General features: G+C 58.3%; 23 protein-coding genes. All 23 read left to right on the forward strand.

What is annotated here, in order from left to right; genetic code table 11:
• Positions 1-9: 9 nt before the first annotated feature.
• The 23 genes from AIOL_RS09505 (at position 10) to AIOL_RS09610 (ending at position 19,061) form a co-directional block, all read left to right on the forward strand.
• A complete protein-coding gene (locus tag AIOL_RS09505; protein ID WP_152912449.1) occupies positions 10-243 on the forward strand; it encodes a hypothetical protein in 234 nt (77 codons plus the stop codon).
• Positions 243-1,112, forward strand: a complete 870-nt coding sequence (locus tag AIOL_RS09510; RefSeq protein ID WP_049642762.1) for a DNA-methyltransferase — start codon at positions 243-245, stop codon at positions 1,110-1,112. Before AIOL_RS09505 ends, AIOL_RS09510 begins: the two co-directional genes overlap by 1 nt.
• Positions 1,109-1,495 carry a hypothetical protein gene (locus AIOL_RS24975; protein WP_152912450.1) on the forward strand — a complete coding sequence of 129 codons (387 nt, stop codon included), beginning with the start codon at positions 1,109-1,111 and terminating at the stop codon, positions 1,493-1,495. Before AIOL_RS09510 ends, AIOL_RS24975 begins: the two co-directional genes overlap by 4 nt.
• Positions 1,495-1,809, forward strand: coding sequence for a hypothetical protein (locus tag AIOL_RS09515; protein ID WP_049642763.1), 315 nt, complete (start codon positions 1,495-1,497; stop codon positions 1,807-1,809). Before AIOL_RS24975 ends, AIOL_RS09515 begins: the two co-directional genes overlap by 1 nt.
• Positions 1,806-2,426 carry a hypothetical protein gene (locus AIOL_RS09520; RefSeq protein ID WP_049642764.1) on the forward strand — a complete coding sequence of 207 codons (621 nt, stop codon included), beginning with the start codon at positions 1,806-1,808 and terminating at the stop codon, positions 2,424-2,426. Before AIOL_RS09515 ends, AIOL_RS09520 begins: the two co-directional genes overlap by 4 nt.
• Positions 2,427-2,631: 205 nt before the next feature.
• Positions 2,632-3,213 carry a hypothetical protein gene (locus AIOL_RS09525; protein WP_152912451.1) on the forward strand — a complete coding sequence of 194 codons (582 nt, stop codon included), beginning with the start codon at positions 2,632-2,634 and terminating at the stop codon, positions 3,211-3,213.
• Entirely contained in the window at positions 3,210-3,983 is a 774-nt protein-coding gene (locus tag AIOL_RS09530; RefSeq protein ID WP_049642766.1) for a hypothetical protein, read from the forward strand. The genes AIOL_RS09525 and AIOL_RS09530 overlap by 4 nt, the downstream gene beginning before the upstream one ends.
• A gap of 629 nt (positions 3,984-4,612) precedes the next feature.
• Positions 4,613-5,062, forward strand: coding sequence for a hypothetical protein (locus tag AIOL_RS09535; protein ID WP_152912452.1), 450 nt, complete (start codon positions 4,613-4,615; stop codon positions 5,060-5,062).
• A gap of 3 nt (positions 5,063-5,065) precedes the next feature.
• A complete protein-coding gene (locus tag AIOL_RS09540; RefSeq protein WP_049642768.1) occupies positions 5,066-6,847 on the forward strand; it encodes a terminase large subunit in 1,782 nt (593 codons plus the stop codon).
• Positions 6,840-8,180 carry a phage portal protein gene (locus AIOL_RS09545; RefSeq protein ID WP_082152506.1) on the forward strand — a complete coding sequence of 447 codons (1,341 nt, stop codon included), beginning with the start codon at positions 6,840-6,842 and terminating at the stop codon, positions 8,178-8,180. Before AIOL_RS09540 ends, AIOL_RS09545 begins: the two co-directional genes overlap by 8 nt.
• Positions 8,180-8,917 carry a head maturation protease, ClpP-related gene (locus AIOL_RS09550; RefSeq protein WP_049642770.1) on the forward strand — a complete coding sequence of 246 codons (738 nt, stop codon included), beginning with the start codon at positions 8,180-8,182 and terminating at the stop codon, positions 8,915-8,917. The genes AIOL_RS09545 and AIOL_RS09550 overlap by 1 nt, the downstream gene beginning before the upstream one ends.
• A 66-nt stretch (positions 8,918-8,983) precedes the next feature.
• Positions 8,984-10,231 carry a phage major capsid protein gene (locus tag AIOL_RS09555; RefSeq protein ID WP_049642771.1) on the forward strand — a complete coding sequence of 416 codons (1,248 nt, stop codon included), beginning with the start codon at positions 8,984-8,986 and terminating at the stop codon, positions 10,229-10,231.
• Between the two features lie 72 nt (positions 10,232-10,303).
• Positions 10,304-10,972: a hypothetical protein gene (locus AIOL_RS09560; protein WP_152912453.1), complete on the forward strand. Its 669-nt coding sequence runs from the start codon at positions 10,304-10,306 to the stop codon at positions 10,970-10,972.
• The gene (locus AIOL_RS24350) at positions 10,962-11,552 is read left to right on the forward strand and encodes a head-tail connector protein (protein WP_082152507.1); all 591 of its coding nucleotides are present in this window, start codon (positions 10,962-10,964) and stop codon (positions 11,550-11,552) included. Before AIOL_RS09560 ends, AIOL_RS24350 begins: the two co-directional genes overlap by 11 nt.
• 4 nt (positions 11,553-11,556) lie before the next feature.
• Positions 11,557-11,895 carry a head-tail adaptor protein gene (locus AIOL_RS23935; protein ID WP_053101229.1) on the forward strand — a complete coding sequence of 113 codons (339 nt, stop codon included), beginning with the start codon at positions 11,557-11,559 and terminating at the stop codon, positions 11,893-11,895.
• A gap of 13 nt (positions 11,896-11,908) precedes the next feature.
• Positions 11,909-12,301, forward strand: coding sequence for an HK97-gp10 family putative phage morphogenesis protein (locus tag AIOL_RS09575; RefSeq protein WP_200898747.1), 393 nt, complete (start codon positions 11,909-11,911; stop codon positions 12,299-12,301).
• Positions 12,298-12,711, forward strand: a complete 414-nt coding sequence (locus tag AIOL_RS09580; protein WP_049642775.1) for a DUF3168 domain-containing protein — start codon at positions 12,298-12,300, stop codon at positions 12,709-12,711. The genes AIOL_RS09575 and AIOL_RS09580 overlap by 4 nt, the downstream gene beginning before the upstream one ends.
• 121 nt (positions 12,712-12,832) lie before the next feature.
• Positions 12,833-13,279 (forward strand): hypothetical protein, encoded by a 447-nt coding sequence (locus tag AIOL_RS09585; protein ID WP_049642776.1) that lies wholly within the window; start codon positions 12,833-12,835, stop codon positions 13,277-13,279.
• Positions 13,279-13,821, forward strand: a complete 543-nt coding sequence (locus AIOL_RS09590) for a gene transfer agent family protein (RefSeq protein ID WP_049642777.1) — start codon at positions 13,279-13,281, stop codon at positions 13,819-13,821. Before AIOL_RS09585 ends, AIOL_RS09590 begins: the two co-directional genes overlap by 1 nt.
• Positions 13,818-17,159 (forward strand): glycoside hydrolase family protein, encoded by a 3,342-nt coding sequence (locus AIOL_RS09595; protein WP_152912454.1) that lies wholly within the window; start codon positions 13,818-13,820, stop codon positions 17,157-17,159. The genes AIOL_RS09590 and AIOL_RS09595 overlap by 4 nt, the downstream gene beginning before the upstream one ends.
• Positions 17,159-17,518 carry a phage tail protein gene (locus AIOL_RS24355; protein WP_082152508.1) on the forward strand — a complete coding sequence of 120 codons (360 nt, stop codon included), beginning with the start codon at positions 17,159-17,161 and terminating at the stop codon, positions 17,516-17,518. The genes AIOL_RS09595 and AIOL_RS24355 overlap by 1 nt, the downstream gene beginning before the upstream one ends.
• Positions 17,518-18,282 (forward strand): phage minor tail protein L, encoded by a 765-nt coding sequence (locus AIOL_RS09605; RefSeq protein WP_049642780.1) that lies wholly within the window; start codon positions 17,518-17,520, stop codon positions 18,280-18,282. Before AIOL_RS24355 ends, AIOL_RS09605 begins: the two co-directional genes overlap by 1 nt.
• Positions 18,282-19,061, forward strand: coding sequence for a C40 family peptidase (locus AIOL_RS09610; RefSeq protein ID WP_082152509.1), 780 nt, complete (start codon positions 18,282-18,284; stop codon positions 19,059-19,061). Before AIOL_RS09605 ends, AIOL_RS09610 begins: the two co-directional genes overlap by 1 nt.

The following is a 19,061-nucleotide window of genomic DNA, read 5'->3' on the forward strand; positions in this document are numbered from 1 at the left end:
AATCAGATCATGGAACATGACCTTTGCCCGCGCGCTTGCCGGGCGCTTTGGTGTGCGGTGATCGAAGAGCAGCTGCGCTTGGCCGTGTCGCCACGCATGGCAGATCGACCCCATGAGATTGACAGCGCCCGCCGCTGGTTTGGGTCGCGTGATTTCTTCATGGCCTGTGCTTTGGCCGGGCTGGATGGCGCTTGGGTTTTGTGGGGCGTTCGCCGCCAGTTCCAGATGGCGGGGTTGGTGTGATGCAAGATGATCTGAACAGATCAGCGTTGGCCCGGCAGGGTGATGCGCAGCATCAGCCCGAGAGGGCGGCTATTCAGCGCGACATCACCATTGGCAGCTGCCGCCTGATCTTGGGTGACATGCGTGATGTGCTGCCTGCGTTGGAGTCACGCGCCAAGCTATGCCTGTCTGACCCGCCCTATCGCATCACGTCTGGCGGCAATAGCACGGGCGAAATGGGCGGCTGTTTCGCCAAGGATGCCTATGACAATTCAGGCGAGTTGTTCGACATGGTCGAATGGGCCGATATGGCCCCGCTGATCTATGGTGCGCTGGCCGATGATGCGGATGCTATCATCATGACGTCAGATCGGGAAGAGGGTGCCGCCCGTGCCGCGTTCGATGCGGCAGGCTTTGGCTTCCACCGCCTGCTGGTCTGGGTCAAACTTACGGCCACGCCAAACCGCTGGTATATGCCGAACTGCGAATTCGGGCTGTATCTCTATAAGGGCCGCGCCCGGCGCATCACCGACTGTTCATCAAGGGCACTGATCCGCTGTCCACAGCAGGATGTGTCGCACCTGTTTTTGGGTGCAGATGTGCCGCCAGATCAGCGCCGCCCACACGCAACGGAAAAGCCCGTGGCGCTGATGGCGTATTGGATGGGCAATTCGACCGATCCGGGTGATCTGGTCATCGACCCGTTCATGGGGTCTGGGTCCACCATCGTGGCCGCAGCCCGAACGGGTCGCGCCGCCATCGGGATCGAGAAAGACCCAAAGTGGTTTGATGTGGCCTGCGCCCGTGTCGCGGAAGCAGCAGAACGCAACCAGATGGAAATGCCCGTCAGCGCGCCTGTGAGCGCCCGGCAGGAGTCTTTGGCGCTATGACCCTGCTGCTGCCCACAACTGGAAATGCCGTGGCACGGCATAGTGAGCCGGAAGACTTCCGGTCTTTCGCGCATCAGGAATTGGCGGCGTCCAGCCCATGGCAGGGCGGGATCTGCTTTAACCCATCCTGCGGGGCAGCATTTGAGCCGCGCCGCAGCTGGCAGATTTACTGCTGCACAGCCTGTGAGCGCGCAGGCACGGCAGAATTGCGCAAGTGGGGCCACCGCATGGCCTTGTCGGCGCTGATTTGGCGCATGGGCAAATATGAACAACATGACGCGGGCATCCGCGATCTGACCCGCTCAGCACGGCGGCATGTTAGCCAAGTGCAATCCGCATGGTTGGCAGATCGGCAAGCCCGCGCAGCAGAAAGGGGGCAGTGATGGATGCTGCAGAGCAACAGGCGATTGAGCGCCTTTACCACGAATTGTCACGGGCGTTTCCGCATCCTTTTGATTGGATGGGGCTGCTTGCAAAACCGCCCTTTTGGCGAATTGCGTGGCATGGTCCGCACCGTCGCGTTCGGGCGATCTTCAGTCAATTCGGCTTTGTCTTGGATGGCCATGTTGCGCGCCGGTTCGGGCGTAATCCTGACTCGTGGGAAACCTACGGCTTGGACGCTGGTGGCACGATTGTCTGTGACTTGGCCTACGCGCTGGATGATCAGATTGCCGGAAATTGGAGGGATCTACTGTGAGTGCTTCAGGTGGTGCCCTTCAGCTTGTCGATGCCGATGACATCGACATCTATCCGATTTCATCTGCAGACCGTTTGGATGCGCACTATTTTCTGCCGTGGCATCTGAAGCGGTGGCGGGGAAGCGACACGCGAAAGAAAGCCTATAAAGACCCTGAAGTCGGCTTCTACGCGATGGAACTGTTCTTCAAGTGTCAGGACGAAACGCCCATCGGCACTTTGCCAACCGATGAATCTGATTTGGCCTTCATGCTGCACATGTCGACTGACAAGTTTCAGAGTCTGTTGAAGCGTGAGTTGTCGCCGCTTAGGAACTGGTATCTGACTCAATGTGACAACGGTGAAATCCGTTGGGCGCATCCGGTTGTCAGGGACTTTGTTCTTGATGCGCTCAGTGGCAGTCGGGCGAATGCCGCCAAGAATGCCGATGATCGGATGCGCAAACGGCTGGGCACAATCGTTGGTCACCTGAAGGCCCAGCAAAGCATGGCGCATCTCGCCCGCAGCGATGACTTGGTCAATGACATAAGCGACTGGATTGCCCAGCACTATCCGGGCGGCAGCGCCACGCTGAGGCGTGTGAAAGAGGCTGTGAATGACCTGTCATCACGTCGCTAAACCTTCCCCAAACCTTCCGCCGGAAGTTTTGAAAAAAAACGCGGAAGGAATTTGGCTGTTTTGGAAGTTTTCATTTCTTCCAAAAACCGCGCGGCTGAAAGGAAAAGAGAAGAAATGAAAAGAAAAGACATTACCGGCAGCGCCAAGTTTTGAACGGCTGTGCCTGTGGATAAGTCGGAATTGCAGAGAAAAAGGGGGATGGGCAGTGGAAGGTCAGGAACTGAAAGACGGTAAGGAACGGGTCGGGGTGAACCTGATTGACCCATTGGTCAGCAGGGGCATGGTGCGCAAGCGTGGCCAGAAGGTCGAAGATCATCAGAAGATGCTGGACAGTCTGGAAGCGCGTCTGGCCTATATGGCTGCAGATCGGCTGGCAGCATTGGCTGAAGTTGTCGAGCGCTATGCCGAAGGTCCGAAGAAAAACATTTGGCCTGCTGAAGTGTCGATCACAAACTGGGCGCGGCGGCTGCAAGAACCACCTGCATCGGAGTCCCGTCTGGTGCGGTCCTATCTGCAATCGGGTGCGGGTGATGCGGCGCTGTCCGGTGGCTATGTGGTTGAACTGTTCTTCTATCTGAAGAAATACGGCGCGCCGCCCAATGACTATTCCATCATCGGCATCCGCGAACAGGCTGATGACAACAGGCGCAAGCGCGCGCAGGTCGAGCGCGACCGGGAAGATGGCCGGGCCAGCCCGCGCGATCTGGCATGGCTTCAGGGCTACATGGACACGCGGCGGCGCTGTCTGGACATCATCAAAGCAAAACAAGAAAGGGCAGCAGCATGAACAGGGACCGAATTGCGGCGGCGGTCACGCAGATCGAACGGAAGACAGGCATTGAAGAACACGCGCGGATGGCAGAGGTCCGGGCCATGGGCTTTGTCCCATCAGAGGTTGGACCGGAAATCCCGATGGCCCCGGCGCGTGGACCTGTGCGGATGCTGGACATGATGGCATCTTATCCGAAAGGCGATGATGACTTTGAAATGAAGGCGGCTGGTTTTCTGGGGCGCAAGACGCTGCAGCGGGCTGACAGCTTTGATGTGATGGCGGCAATGGCGGCGCGGCACAAGAGGGCATCCCCGTTCAGTCCGGCGCAGGTGGCTATGGGCCGGTTCTATCGGGATCTGGTCGAGAAACACGAAAGCGCGGGTGTGAAGTGTTCATCGCTGGAAAGCCTGTCACAGCGCAGCGCGGGCAGTGGCAGTGATTTCATGGATGCGGTGTTGCGTGATCGGGAACGCATCGGTGTGCTGCGCAAGCGCATCGGCAGCGGGTCGGCAATGGTGGTGCGGCGCATCCGACCTTCGGATCGAGAGTCGCGGGCCAGCATCATGGACCGGCGGCTGGTCGACATTGTCTGCATTGAAGACGGCAGCATCACAGATGTTTTGCGCGCGCATGGCTGGGTTCGGGAAGGTGAGACTGCACAGGCCAAGCATATCAAGGCGTTGCAGGTTGCATTGCGCGAAGCCCTTGACCGGATGATGGGGCCTGTGCGGCGCGGCGGGGCATCTGTGGCGCATTTCGGAACTGGGTGCCTTCCTGTCTTTTAGGGAATCAATTAAAGCGCGGATTTTCACTATAGGATCAGTGGCTTATAAAATAGTTCTTGACGCTTAGTACGTCAGCAGCCTACTAAATGTGCATCATCAACAAGAACGCCCGCCAACATCTGGTCGGGCGTTTTTCGTTTGGTGCTTCCGTCACATCGAAGGATTTGCAGTGCCGAAGAAACCCTGCGCACATCCGGGCTGTTCCCGGCTGGTCGATCTTGGGTCGGCATACTGTGAAGCCCACGCGGCGCAAGACAAGAGGGACAGAGACCGGCCAGCGGACGCAAAGCGGGCCAGTCTTCCCTATCGCAAATGGTATAAGCGCAAAGCATGGTGCGGCCCGGATGGGCGGCGCGCCCGGCAGCTTGCGGCGGAACCTTTGTGCGCGCTGTGCCCGGAGCATTCAAAGCAGTTGGCCACCATCGCGGACCATGTTGTCCCGCACAATGGTGATCATGGCTTGTTCTGGTTCGGTGAACTGCAGTCGTTGTGCAAGACCTGCCACGACATCAAGAAGCAGCGGGCCGAACGGCGCGCAGGTAGGGGGGATCAAAAGTCCACAGCCTGAGCGCAGGGGACCGGCGGCGGTAATCAGATTTTTGCGCGTGAAAGTTTAAGGGGGGGGTCTCATGACCGCACCGGCATCAGGCATGGAACGGCTGGTCACCCTTCTGGGTGGATGGCCCGAACACTTCGAAGAGGAAGAGCGCAAGCACGGTGAAAGCCTACTGGCTGTTCTGCGTCGTGATCGGGTTCTGGATGAAGCGGTCTTCGGCATCGTGGTTCGCTACGCTGCGCACCGCGCGGCCTATGATCGGCTGTCTGCTGAAATCGCCGCAGAAGAATTCGAGGCCACGGCCAGCAACTACCTTTCGGGGAAAGAGCAAAGCCGGGCCTTTCATGAAAACAAGCTACTGACGCTGGAACGCGAACTGCTGGCCACACCCTATGCACGGGCCAAGAACGGCATGTCTGCCCAGACATCCTTCATGGATCTGCTGGATGATCAGCCGCCCGAAGATGGTGGCGGGGCCAAGGTGATGCCGTTCAAGCCGATGGCGAAAAAGGGCCGCGCCTGATTCATGCTGGACGCATCTGTCGAAACACCGATCACGCTGCGCGCGCTGGATTGGGTCGATGACATTCTGTCGAACAAGCAGCCCAGCTGTAAGCGGATCAAGCAAGCCTGCAAGCGGTTCCGGGCCGATCTGAAGCGCGCGGGCACTGACCAGTTTCCATATGTCTTCGACATGGAGGCGTCGGAACATATGTGCGCTTTCATGGAAGCCTTGCCCCATATCGAAGGGGCTTGGGCAGCGCGCAATGAAACCATCACTCTTCTGGGGTGGCAGGCATTCCTGATCAGTCAGATCGGCGGTTGGCGTCACATGGTCACCGGCATTCGTCGGTTCCGCACGGCCTATGTCGAGGTTCCGCGCAAGAACGGAAAATCGACGCTGCTGGCGGGCGTCGGTCTTTACTTTCTGGGGCCGGATGGTGAGCCGGGCGCGAAGGTCTATTCGGCTGCGGCGTCGACCCATCAGGCCCGCATCGTGTTTGATGCAGCGCGTGTCATGGCGATGACGGGCCGGGCCGAAGGCATGGGGCTTGATGAATTGCTTGGCCTGCATGTGGAAGAACACAAAATCAAGACGGCGGACCCTGCGGCGGTTTTCCAACCGATTGCCAGTCAGACCAAGTCGAAGGATGGTAAAAACCCGCACTGTGCGATTGTCGATGAATTGCATGAACACGAAAAGCGCGATGTGTGGGATTCGATGGCCAGCGCTTTGGGTGCCCGCGAACAGCCTTTGCTGATTGCGATCACCACGGCGGGCTACAACACTGCGGGGATCTGCTATGAACAGCGGAAATATCTGCAGCGCATTTTGGACGGGACATTCGAGGATGACAGCTATTTCGGGCTGATCTTCGAAGCCGATGAAGGGGATGATCCGGGCGATCCGGTCGCTTGGGAAAAGGCCAATCCTTCCCTGCACGCAGCCAAGTCGCTGCAGTACATGCAGGACGAATGGAAGAAAGCAGCGGCAAGCCCAGCGGCAATGGGTGAGTTCCTGCGCAAGCACTTGGATATTTGGACCAGTGTGGGTGCATCGGCCATCGACATGGAGGGCTGGCGCGCGGGCGAAGACACGTCGCTGAAGATCGAAGATTTTGCCGGGCGACGCTGTTACATCGGCGTCGACCTTGCCACACGCCATGACCCGTCAAGCGTGGTGGTGATTTTCCCGGATGAAGATGATCCGGCGAAAGGTCCGATGACCGCATTCAGCTGGCACTGCCTTCCGCAGAAGGTCGTGGATGCACCGGGCAATGAACATCTTTGGGGTTGGGCGCAGAAGCGGCTGATCAAGACAACGCCCGGCGCTGAACTGGATCTGCGATTGGTTGAAGCCTTGGTCATGCAGTTGTGCGGCCATGGCGCTGACCATGATCCGCGAAACGAATGGGGCTGGGGCGATCTTCCAGTCTTGGACGCAGAAATGGTCGTGTATGACGCGCAGTTCGCGCAGCAGATGGCGGCGACATGGGATGAGGCCGGGATTTTGGCCGTCGAACTGCGCAAGCGGGCTGCAAACACGAATGAGCCGTTCAACAAGCTGATTGCCGCTGTTGATGATCATCGGTTGCTGCATGACGGCAACGCGGTTCTGACGTGGATGGCAGGCAATACGCTGCTGAAACAGGTGCCGGGCGGGGACTACATTTTCCCGACCAAACTGGCACCGGAAGACAAGATCGACGGGATCGATGCACTGATCAATGGCTTGTGGCCGCTGTGTCAGGTTGTCGAGGAAGGCGAAAGCAAGGGCGTTGTGACGCGAGGATTTGTTGATGTTTGAACGGATATTCGGATCGCGACCAAAGGCTGCTGAAGCGCCCCGCGTCGAACCGGCTGTCGCTGCCCCGGCAGAGCCTGACCGCATGCCGATGAATCTGCAGTCTTCGGCCAGTGTCGAGGAATGGCAGGAATTCTTCGGGTTCATGGGGAAAGACGTTGTCACGCGGGAATCGGCTATGAAGCTGACCGCTGTGTTCGGGTGTGTCTCACTGCTGGCGGGCACAATCGGCACATTGCCGGTGCGGGTGGTCCATAAGGGTGCTTCAAAGGGCAGTGAAATCCTGAACGATCATGCCGCGCATTATCTGGTGCATGTTGATCCGCATCCGTTGTTTTCTGCGGAAGTGTTCTTTGAAGGCTTGTTCGCCTTGGCCTTTCTGGAAGGCAACGCTTATGCGGAAATCATCCGCAATGGCCGGGGGGAAGCTATTGGTTTGCGCCCGCTGTTCGACGCCATGGTAAAGCCGTGGCTGCGCGGCGCACGGGCGGCTTATCAGATCACGGAAGACGGCAAGACCTATGGCCGTGATCAGGATGACATCCTGCATTTCCGGGCATCGGCCACGATGAAGGGGCTGGAAGCCCTGTCACCGCTGAAGTGCTTTGGGCGGTCCATCGGGATCGGGCTGGACGCGGATGAATATGCCCGTCTGTTCTACAAGCAGGGCGGCACCCCAAGCGGCTACATCACCTATGAAGGCAAGGTCGATGAAAAGGTCGCAGATGAAGTTCGCCAATACTGGATGCGCAAAATGGCAGGGGTGCAGAATTCGCACTTGCCTGCTGTTCTGGCAGAGGGCGGCAAATTCGTCAGCTTGATGACTGACCCGGAAACAGCGCAGCTGTTCCAGTCACGCGCCTTTCAGGTGCTGGACGTTGCACGCGCCTATGGTGTTCCGCCGCATCTGATCGGTGAGACGGAAAAGTCGACCAGCTGGGGTACGGGGATCAATGCCCAGACAGCCCAGTTCTACATTCTGGGCCTGCGCAAACATGTGAAGCGGTTTGAGGCTGAATTGGCCCGCAAGCTGCTGACCCGCGAAGAGCGTCTGGCGGGCGTTGGCATCAAGTTCAATTTGGACTCGCTGCTGCGGGCCGACATCGGCGCGCGCTATGAGATGAACAAAATCGCCTTGGGCGGCACACAGCATCCCGGCTGGAAGTCGCAAAATGAAATTCGGGAACAGGAGGGCGATGCGCCGCTTGATGACCCGGAAGCCGATAAGGTGTTTCGCCCGGTTCCCAAAGGCGGATCGGACAAAGGGGAAGAGGCGGATGACGGCGGCGCGCAACCGCCCGCGCCATATTTCCAAACCAGCCGAGAGGAATCCTGATGAACTTCAAGGAAATCATGGCCCGCGCATTGCAGGCCAAAGACGGGAAAGCCAATGGCCTGCAGGTTCGGGCTATGGATGATGACAATTCAGCGGTCGAGGTCATGCTATATGATGCCATCGGCTATTGGGGTGTGACTTCTGCGGAATTCCGCACCGAACTGAATGGGATCGAGGCGGATGTCATTCATCTGCGCTTGGATTGTCCGGGAGGTGATGTGTTCATGGCCCGAGCAATGAAAACCGCTCTTGAGCAGCACAGCGCCCGCGTCGTGGTTCATATCGACGGTGTTGCTGCGTCGGCTGCATCTTATTTGATGATGGGCGGGGATGAGATCGAAATCGCGCAGGGCGCGCAGATCATGATCCACAATGCTTGGGGTTGGACCATCGGTGACAACCGTGAGCATCAGAAAGGCGCGGATCTGCTGTTGAAGATCGACAATGGTATCCGCCGTGACTACGCCGCCAAAACTGGCAAGTCAGATGATGAATTCATCGAACTGATGAATGAAGAAACGTGGTTCGAGGCTGATGAAGCCTTGGACATGGGTTTGGTCGACCGCGTCTATGACAAGCAAGGCGGTCCTAATGACCGTTTCGACCTGAGCATTTACAAGAATGCCCCGAAGAAAACGCCCCCGGCAGATGCGCCGGATGCGGGCGACAAAGCTGCGGCTGCACATCGTGCTGCCCAGATGCGCAAGTTGGAGTTCTTCGAACGCACTGCGCCCTGACCTGCGGCGCGTCCGCAAAACCGAAACCGCCCGGCTTTGGCCGGGTTTTTTTATGGAGGATTGGGAATGCCCAAGACCATTGCCGAACTGCGAAAGCAGCGTGACGCGCTGGCGAAAGAAGCGCGGAACATTCTGGACGAAACCACTGGCGAGTTCGACCAGAAACGGATTGATGAAATCTATGCCGACATCGAGCGCATCGACGCGAAGATCAAGGCGGAACAGCAGCAGCTGGATCTAGAAGCCCGCCTGCAATCTGAGGCCAGTGACCCTGACACGCCTACGGGCAATCAGAATTCCGGTTGCCAGCAGCCTGCGCGCCCCGGCGATGAAGTCCGGGCCATGGTGTTTGATGCCTATGTTCGCGGCGGTGAAAATGCCGTCAACCGCTTGCCTGAAAACGTCCTGGCCGAATATGGCCGTCAGGTTCAGAATGCACAGTCGACCGGCGTTGACAGCGAAGGCGGCTATCTGGTGCCGACCACGTTCAGCGGCGTCCTTCTGGAAGCCATGGCTGAATATGGCGGTGTCCGTTCTGTTGCGAATGTGCAGTCCACGGCCAGCGGTGAAAACATCCAGTGGCCGACAGTGGATGAAACCGCAGTGATGGGTGAATGGCTTGCCGAAAATGCGGCGGCTGCGGATGGCGATGTTTCCTTTGGCACCATTTCCATCGGCGCGCATTTGGCCAGTTCCAAGGTTGTGGCCATTCCGTTTGCCCTGCTGCAGGATGCCGGAATCGGCAATCTGGAAGGTATGCTGAATGGCCTTTTGGCGGCGCGGCTGTCGCGTCTGACCAATCGCGGCTACACCATTGGTGACGGCAACGGCAAGCCTACGGGCATTGTGAACGGTGCTGGTCTGGGTCACACCACGGCAGTGGGTTTGGTCGACAGCTTCACCTATGATGACTTTGTCGAGCTGGAACACTCGGTTGATCCGATCTATCGCCGGGACGGGTCGTGGATGTTCCATGACACCGCTTTGAAGGTGGCCAAGAAGATGAAGGATGGCGAGGGCCGTCCGATCTGGGTGCCGGGCATTTCCAGTGAAGCGCCTGCCGAAATCCTGAACTACGGTTACACCGTCAATCAGGACATGGCGGAACCTGCTGCTGGTGCTGACTCCATGCTCTTCGGTGACATGTCGAAGTATCTGGTCCGCGACGTGATGGACATCACGCTGTTCCGGTTCACGGACTCGGCCTACACCAAGAAGGGTCAGGTCGGCTTCCTTGCGATGCTTCGCACCGATGGCAAGACCATCGCGGCGAACAACGCGGCCATCAAGAAGATGCGTCACGCCGCCGCCTAATTGGCGAAGAACTGAAACGCCGTCGCTCGTTTGATCGGGCGGCGGTTTCTTTTGACAGAAAGGGTGCTGACAATGGCAGCTAAGAAAACGGCGGCATCCGCCAAGGATGCAGGCAAGATGATTGTGGCGTTTGCGCTGCGGGATTGCGCGACTGGTGAAGGTGATGAATCTGTCAACTTGACCGAAGGGCGGCGGTTGGAATTGCCGCAGAAGGAATTCGACGCGATGTCCAAGGAAGGCATTGTCGCTGAAGGCATCTTTGTGAAGATGAAAACGGCGGTCGAAGGCGGGCGTTATAGCCTGAAGCCGCATGATACAACGTGGCTTCCCCCGCATGTGTATGAGGCTTGGAAATCGGAAGGTTATTGCGAACCAACTGATGACGATCCGAAGGTCATGGACCAGATAAAGGTTCAGGGCGAAACTGCGCGGGCTGCGCTGTCTGCCCGTGACGCGGCGATTGAAGAGCGCAATCTTGCGCAAAAAGAGACTGCATCGCTGGCTGGTGAACTTCAGATGGCCGCATTGCAGATGCAGGCGGCGCGCGCGCAGGCTGAAAAGCTGCGTGACATGATCCAGCCTGACCCGGACAGCGGCGACGTGCTGGATGATGAAGCTGTTGCGCTTCTGGGGGAGGTTCTGTCGCTGATCGACATGTTCCCGGAACAGATTGATGTTTCGGACGACGGTTCGGCAGAGCCGCAGTTGAAGCTGGACTTAGGCGCAAACCATGTGGCTTGAGCGGATTTCAGGTGGCGGTGCCGATCTGATCGAACTTCAGGATGCGAAGGATTATCTTCGCATCCTGAGCGATGAAACTGGTGGCGAGGTCGAGGCGGCGATTTCCACTGCGTCTGCATTCTTGGATGTGGATGAAGATGGTTTTGGTGGTCTTGGTTTTCCATTGGTCGCACAGCAATGGGCGATGAAGGGGGCATCCTTTGGCGCGCAGGTTTTGCGCATGCCTTTTGCGCGCATCGCATCCGTTGATGAAATCCGCTCCACAGGCCCGGATGGGCAAACAGGAACTTTTGCACCGCAGAACTATCAGTTGGTCAAGCGTGGTCGCGAATGGCGCGTTGCCCTTCTTTCTGGAAGCAGCTGGCCACAAGTGGCTGACCGACCAGATGCTGTTGAAGTGCGCTTCACAGCTGGTTGGCCTGACGTGGAATCTGTTCCGGGCGACATCATTGATGCAGCCAAGGTTCTGATGGCGCATTTCTTTCACTGCCGTGGCGCGAGTGCTGAAGATGGTGTGACCGACGAAATCATGCGCGGCGTTGATCGTCTGACTGCGCGTTATCGCCGGTTTGCGATGTAGGTGAATGATGAAGATTACGGATCTGGATCATGTCTGCAGCCTGCAAGAGCGTGTCGAGGCTGATGACGGTTATGGCAACAAACGCGGTGACTTTCAGGAGGTCTTCCGAGATTGGGGTGGTTTCCGCTTTCTGCGTGGCGGCGAAGGTGTGATTGAATCGCGGTTGGCGTCAAAGCAGCCAGCTATCCTGACGTTGCGTAGCACTGCGCAGGCAAAGACCATCGCGCCGCACTGGCGGGTCGTTGCGGGTGGCCGTGCCTATGAAGTCAAAGAGCAGCCGCGCCCGACCGATGATCGGATGTTCTTGGAAATCTTGGTCGAGGCGGTTCCGATCGGTGGTTAAGGGGCTGGAAGCCTTGCGCCGGAAGTTCACGCAAACCGTCCCGGAAGAGGTAAGGAAATCGGCCACGGCGGCGCTGGAAAAGGGTGCGCAGGAAATCGTGGATATGGCGCGGTCGCTGGCCCCGGTGGACAGCGGTGATCTGCGTGACAGCATCGGATGGACATGGGGCGATGCCCCAAAGGGTTCGCTGGTTTTGGGCGCGGTCGGCGGGCAGGAATACGGCACATTGCGCATCACGGTCTATGCTGGGAATGACGATGCGTTCTATGCGGCGTGGCAAGAATTCGGGACGCAAAATCAGCGCGCCCATCCATATTTTTTCCCGGCCTATCGCAGCCTGCGCCGCCGGGTTCGCAGCCGCATCACGCGGGACATCAACAAGGCCATCAAGAAGGGAATGCAATGACCGCACCTGACGTAGAACTGCAGGGGGCCATCGTGGCGGCGGTCGAAGTTGATGCAGGTCTGATGGCGCTTATTGGTGGCATCTATGACGGTGTCCCCGAAGACCCCTATGGCGCTGTCACGGCTTATGTGAGTTTTGGGCCTTCTACGATGGATCTGGGGGAGTTCGAGGGCTTGCGCGCCGAAAAACACGTTGTGCAGTTGGATGTCTGGTCGCGCGCTGTTGGTCGTGTCGAATGCAAAGACATCGTCCATCGTTTGAAGCACTTGTTCAGTGAGGCGGTGTTGCCGCTTGATCAGAATGCCTTTGTGCGTGGGCACCTCACGCTATCCCGGATCATTCCCGATCCGAAAGACGGCGTTACTCACGCCATCCTGCAGTTCGAATTTGAACTGGAAGACCAGACCTGAATTTCGCGCCAGTTAGATGGCGATTTATCAAATGCCAAGTCACCGAAGCGGTGGCGACAGCAGGGCGGCGGCTTCATGCCTGTCCGTTCAATCAGCAGAGCCAGTAAGAAAGGATTGATCCATGGGCACTGGAAAACAGACGCATCGCTTCGTCATTCAATTGGGTGACGGTGCAGAGCAAAACGAAACCTTCGCCTTCACCTGCGGGGCTAACTCTCGCAACGTGACACTGACCAACAATCTGGGCGAAACCACTGTGTTGGACTGCGCCAACCCGCTTGACGTGGTACCCACCATCATCCGCTATCTGGAAAGTCAGGACACGTCCGCGACCATCGCTGGGACTGTTGCCATGGAAGCGTGGCCGACATGGCGTGAATGGGCCGATGGCGGCACTGTGAAGAACGTCAAGCTGTTCATGGACGAAAGTGCCGCGAACAATGGCGGTCATTGGATCGTGCCGATGATGCTGCAGCAGCTGGAATTCGGCAATGAGGGCCATGGCGTGGTGAACTTCACGGCGAACCTGCAGGGCGCTGGCAAGCGCGAATGGACTGACGCAGCCTGATGGGCGGTGAAGTCATTCGCTACTGGGCGGGAAAGGAGCGTCTTTTCCGCCTACGCCTTGGCCTGATCATGGATCTGGAAGAGGCATTGGCCAAACAGGCCATTGGCGTCACGTTCCAGAAGCTGGCCAGTGGTCAGTTTTCTGTCATGGATGTGCATGAAACGTTGCGCATCGGCCTGATCGGTGGCGGCGAAAGCGTGATCGACGCGAAGCGCCTGATGAATGCCCATTTCGACAAGATCGGGCTTTCTGACAATGCAGGCATTGCCAGCGATTTGCTGGCCAGCCTGATGGTTGGCGTGGAAGAGCCTGAACAGAAATCTGACGGTGACACGCCAGAACCGATCAAGTTCAGCGAAGTGTCGCAGATCAGCCGGGTGTTCAACATGTCACCGCAGGATGTGCGGGGGCTGCGCTATTCCGACTATGTGAACATGATGCGGGGCTACAACGCATCGCGTCCAGATGCGCCGATTGACCATCTGAGCGAAGACGAATTCCTGTCCATTCTGGACAAGTATGAGCCGAAGGAAGGCGCATGACTGAGGGTGAATCCCAACTTCTTGCTGTCCGGTTGGAAGCATCGCTGGCCAAGTTTGAAAAGCAGCTTTCACGCGCCTATGGTGTAGCCAAGAAGATGTCGACCGGCATGGAACAGCGCTTTTCCGACATGGAGCGCAAGACCCAGAAGTCGGCATCGGCATCTGCCAATGCGATTCAGCGGGAACTGGACAAGCGCCGCAAGGGTTATGAAAGCCTGATGGCTTCCATGGACCCGGTGTTCGCTGCGACACAGCGCTTTCAGCAGGGTGAAAAGAAGTTGGCCGATGCCCTGAAATATGGGGAGATCACCACCAAAGAACATGCCCGCGCCATGAAATTGCTGAAGGCGCAATATGACGCTGTGAAAACCAGCGCCATGCAAACCGGAACGGCGGTTGCGCGGACGGGGACCATCAGCCGCAACGGGCGGTTCATGATCCAGAACGCGGCAAACCAAGTCGGTGACATGGCCGTCCAGTTCGAAATGGGCACATCCCCCATGCGCATCATGGGGCAGCAGCTTCCGCAGTTGCTGGCGGGTTTTGGCGCGTTTGGGGCTGTGGCCGGGACCGTCGCTGCTGTTTTGTTCCCGCTGGCAGGGCATTTTCTGAAGACAGGTGAAGAGGCGGACAAGGCGAAGGATGAAGTCAAAGATTTCGCTGATGCCATGGACCTGTTTGCGACAGCAGTTGCAGATGTGAATGAGGCGGCGGATCTGATCACCGACTTGGAACAGCTTCAGAAAATGTATGGGGTAGTCACGGATGAGGTCATCGACCTGACACGCGCCTTGGCGCGTCTGAAAGAAGAACAGGCTATCGGTGCGGCGGATACGGCCATCCAGAAGTTCATTGAGGAAAACCCGTTTATCGACCGCCTTCAGGATGCCATGTCCGGTCGTGATGAAATCGCCGCAGAAATTCAGCGCGAAATTTCGGCTGCGGAGTCGCAGATCGAAGCGAGCATCAACGTGCAATATAACTTGCAGTTTGTTGAAGAGCAGAAAGCCCTTTTGGAAGAGCTGGGCACGTTGAGAGACATTGAACTAGATTTCGGCGTCAGTGCAGATCAGGCGCAGGGTGTTGTCGATCTGTTTGAACAGTTTCGTGCGGGCGCGGAATCGGGGGATATTCGCGCTGCGCTGGTTGCTGTCGATGAACTGCGCGAGAGGCTGCAGGGTCTGGACAATGCCGACGCGGCGAAATTGGCGGATGGCTTTGCCCCGGTGGAAAGTGAATTGCGGCAAGCGGTTGCGGCCTTGGACCGTCTGGATACGGCTCTTGATGAAACGGGCGATGGTGCTGGGGCAGCAGGGCTTCGCTTTTCGGAGTTGGTCGAGAAATATGCGCGTGACACTGCGCGCCTGAAAGAACTGGCAGCTGATCGGGATGCGGCGTTGGCTATGCGCGACAGCGCCCGCGCCGATGGCAATGATCAGGCGTTGGCAGATGCTGAAGCGGTCATCGCTGCGATTGATGAAGAGATTGCCCGGATCGGGGATCATGAAACCCGCATCCGCGAACTGAATGAACAGGCCCGTGAAATGCGGGAATTACTGGCCCATATTCCGGCAGATGAAGGTGGGGAAACGCGCGCAGCCATCGAAACACTTCTTGGCTTGATCACTGATGCCACTGAAGAGGGTGCGAAGCTGGATGGAGTGCGTCTGGACAATCTTGAGGGCCAGTTCGACATCGTCTTGGGTGCTGTTGATCGGTTGCTGCAAAAGCTGGGGTTAGCCCGTGACATGTTCACCGAATTCAAGGTGCCAGACGAATGGCGTTCGGTGTTTGGAACGCTTGCTGGGTCATCTGATGGTCAGACGGCTTCTGCCGCGCTGTTGCGCCGTTTCGAGGGTTTCAGTTCCAGTGCCTATGATGATGGCAGGCGCGACGGCGAAGGCAATCGTGTGGGTCCGCCCATTTATCGGGCGGGCTACGGGTCTGACACAGTCACGCTGTCGGATGGGTCGGTGCGCCGCGTCACACAGGGCATGACCGTTAGTGTCGAGGATGCCAACCGCGATCTGGCTCGGCGCATTGTCGAATTCCAGCGCGGCATCATTGATGAAATCGGTATGGCCCGTTGGAACCAATTCAACCCGGCCCAGCAGGCCGCGCTGACCAGTGTTGCCTACAACTACGGGTCCATCGGCGCGGAAGGTGCTGGGATTTCCAGTGTGGTCCGGTCTGGCAGTTCAGACGAAATCGCAAATGCCATTCGGGGGCTTGCTGGACATAACGGCGGCATCAACCGTGACCGTCGCCTGACCGAAGCGCAGGTCTTTTCCAATGGTGTGGGGGTCGAGGAAGCAGCACTGCGTCAGGAACGTGAATTGGCCGAAGCGCGCCGGGCGGCAGAGGCTGAAGAAAAGCGGGCTGATGATGAACGCCAGCGGGCGCTTGAACGTGAAATCGAACAGCGTGAACGGGCGTTGGAATTGCGACAGGGGCTGGTCGAGGCGGCACAACAGCAGCTTTCCGATGCCGAATTCGAAGCAGCTCTGATCGGGAAGAGCGCGTCAGAGCAAGCGCGCCTGCGCGCGGAATATATGCTGACGCAGGATGCCAAGCGGCGTGGGATCGATTTGAATGAACGTCTGGCGGGGCAAGAAAAGACCTATGCCGAACTGATCCGCGAACAGGCCGATGCAATCGGTCGGGTGGTTGCGGCCAAGGAAGAGCAAGAGGCGCAAAACGAGCGTCTGGCGCAACAGGAACAGCAGTTGGCCGATCTGGGCCAGAGCATCAAAGACAGCCTGCTGGATGCCATTATCGCGGGCGAAGACTTCGCGGACGTACTGGCCAATGTGGCCAAGATGCTGGCCCGCGCGGCACTGGAAGCGGCACTGTTTGGGTCTGGTCCATTTGGCGGCGGCGGTGGCGGTCTTCTTGGGGGCATCTTTTCTTCGATCTTTGGCTTGAAGGATGGTGGCCTGGTGCAGCGCTTGGCGTCGGGCGGGTATGTGACCGGGCCGGGTGGCCCGCGTGCGGACCTTGTGCCTGCCATGCTGTCCAATGGCGAATATGTCATGAACGCGGAGGCCACCAAGAAACATCGCCCGCTGCTGGATGCCCTGAATTTCGGCATGGCGCAGAAATATGCGTCTGGCGGTCTGGTGGGCGGCGGCGCGCCCTCTGTGATGATGGGGTCATCGGGTGACATCAATCTGTCGGTCGAGGTCCACACCCAAAGCGATCAGCCGCAGGAAGTTGCGGGTGAAACTGCCGATGCTGTGCGGGGTGTCATGGTTTCGATTTTCAATCAGCAGCTTGGTCAGTCGATGCGCCCCGGTGGTGTTATCGACACGCGCTATCAGCGAAAGGCAGGTGTGTGATGTTGACCTTTGCCCCTGCGGAATGTCCGCAACTGTATCAGTCCCCGGTCGAAAAGACTGCAGGTGTCAGGCGCGCTGAATTCGAGGGTGGCTATTCGCAGCGGTCAGGCACTGGTCCAAATGCAATTGTGCAGTCAGTTCCCGTTCAATGGGATGTGCCTGCAGACTTAGCAGACTATATCGACAGTTTCCTGACTGACCGGCGCGGTGTTGAAGCGTTCCGCTATCAGTTGCCGTGGGCTGGCAAGGAACTGATCTGGTCTTGCGCTGAGTGGAATCGGTCTCCTTTGGGGTATCTTAACGGTCAGCGCATGTGGCGCATCCGTGCGACCTTCCGGCAAGAGTTCGATATCGTCTGATGGATACGTTTGAAGACCCAATGCGCCGCGAGTTGGAAGGCTTTGCGGTCGATGATGTCGTTGAACTGTTCACGGTTGATGCGCGCGTGATCGGTGGCGATGTGTACCGCTTCGCGCCGACACCTGTGCCGGGTGCGGACGGTGCGCAGGTTCAGCCTGCCTTTGGTGGCGAAACCTATGCGGTCATCCCGTTCGAGTCTGAAGGCTGGGAATGGTCGGCTGGTGGCACCTTGCCGCAACCGACTGTGCGCTTCTTGATGGCGCGCGAAGACGGGGATCAGGTGTCAGTCGCGGCCTATCTGATGTCGATGGTCGAGGCCCATGACGATTTGCTGGGCGCGCAAGTCCATCGGGTGCAGACCCTGCGCAAGTTCTTGGATGACGGTTCGGAACCGAACCCGCAGGCTCATATGGGGGTCGAGGTCTATACGGTCGCCCGCAAGGTTAATCAGACGCCTGACATGATCGAATTCCAACTGCAGTCGGCGCTGGATCTGGAAGACGTGTATCTGCCGCGTCGGCAGGTGCTGAACTACTGTCAGTGGACCTATCGCCGGGCGCTGGCCGATGGCGGCTTCGACTATTCCAATGCGACGTGTCCCTACGTGGGCGCTTCTTATTTCGATGCCAATGGCGATCCGGTGTCAGAGCCGGGGCAGGATCGATGTGGGCGGCAACTGTCCGACTGCAAACTGAGATTTGGGGCTACGGCCAAGCTGCCCTATGGCGGCTTTCCGGGGGCCGGTAAATTCCGCACGGGGTAATGATGTTTCATCCTGAGTTCTTTCGAAAGCCGTGCGCACCGTTCACGGCGGATGTTTTGCGTGATGCGGGCGCTTGGGCTTCAGCAGCCCGGCCCAATGAAGCCTGTGGGCTGGTGCGCGCGGGTAGATTTGTGCCCTGCGAGAATGTCGCAGAAGACCCTTCGGTCGCCTTTGAAGTACCGACCAAGGATCTGGCGCAAGCCTATACAGCGGGCGATCTGGAAGGCGTTGTCCATTCCCATCCCGGCGGGCCGTGGTGGCCGTCTGAAGCGGATATGGCGGCGCAGATCGAAACGGGCGTCCCGTGGGCCATCCTTGTGCCGGGCGACGATGGTGCAGAACTGGCGTGTCACTGGGGTGCGCCGCGTCCGCCGGTGTTCCACGATGGGCTGCATGTGCCCCGTGCGTTTCTGCATGGTGTCAGCGACTGCTATTCGCTGGTGGCGGACTACTACGCCGAACAAGGTGGGCCGTCGCTTCCGGCGTTTGCGCGACAGTGGGAATGGTGGGCATCGCCCGAAACGCCCGGTGGCCTCTATCTGGACAATCTGGAAGCGCAGGGCTTTGAAGTCCTGTCAACCGCGCCGCAGGAATATGCAGAGTTGGCGCGACCGGGCGATGCCTACCTGATGGCCGTGCGGTCCAAGGTGCCCAATCACGCGGGCATCTATCTGGGTGACGGCCTTCTGTTGGAACACATGCACGGCAACCTGTCCCATCGGGAACCGATTGCCCGCAAACTGAAACACATCACCCACTGGCTGCGACCCAAGGGCTGA

Source organism: Candidatus Rhodobacter oscarellae (assembly GCF_001078595.1).
Classification (GTDB): Bacteria; Pseudomonadota; Alphaproteobacteria; order Rhodobacterales; family Rhodobacteraceae; genus Rhodobacter_B; species Rhodobacter_B oscarellae.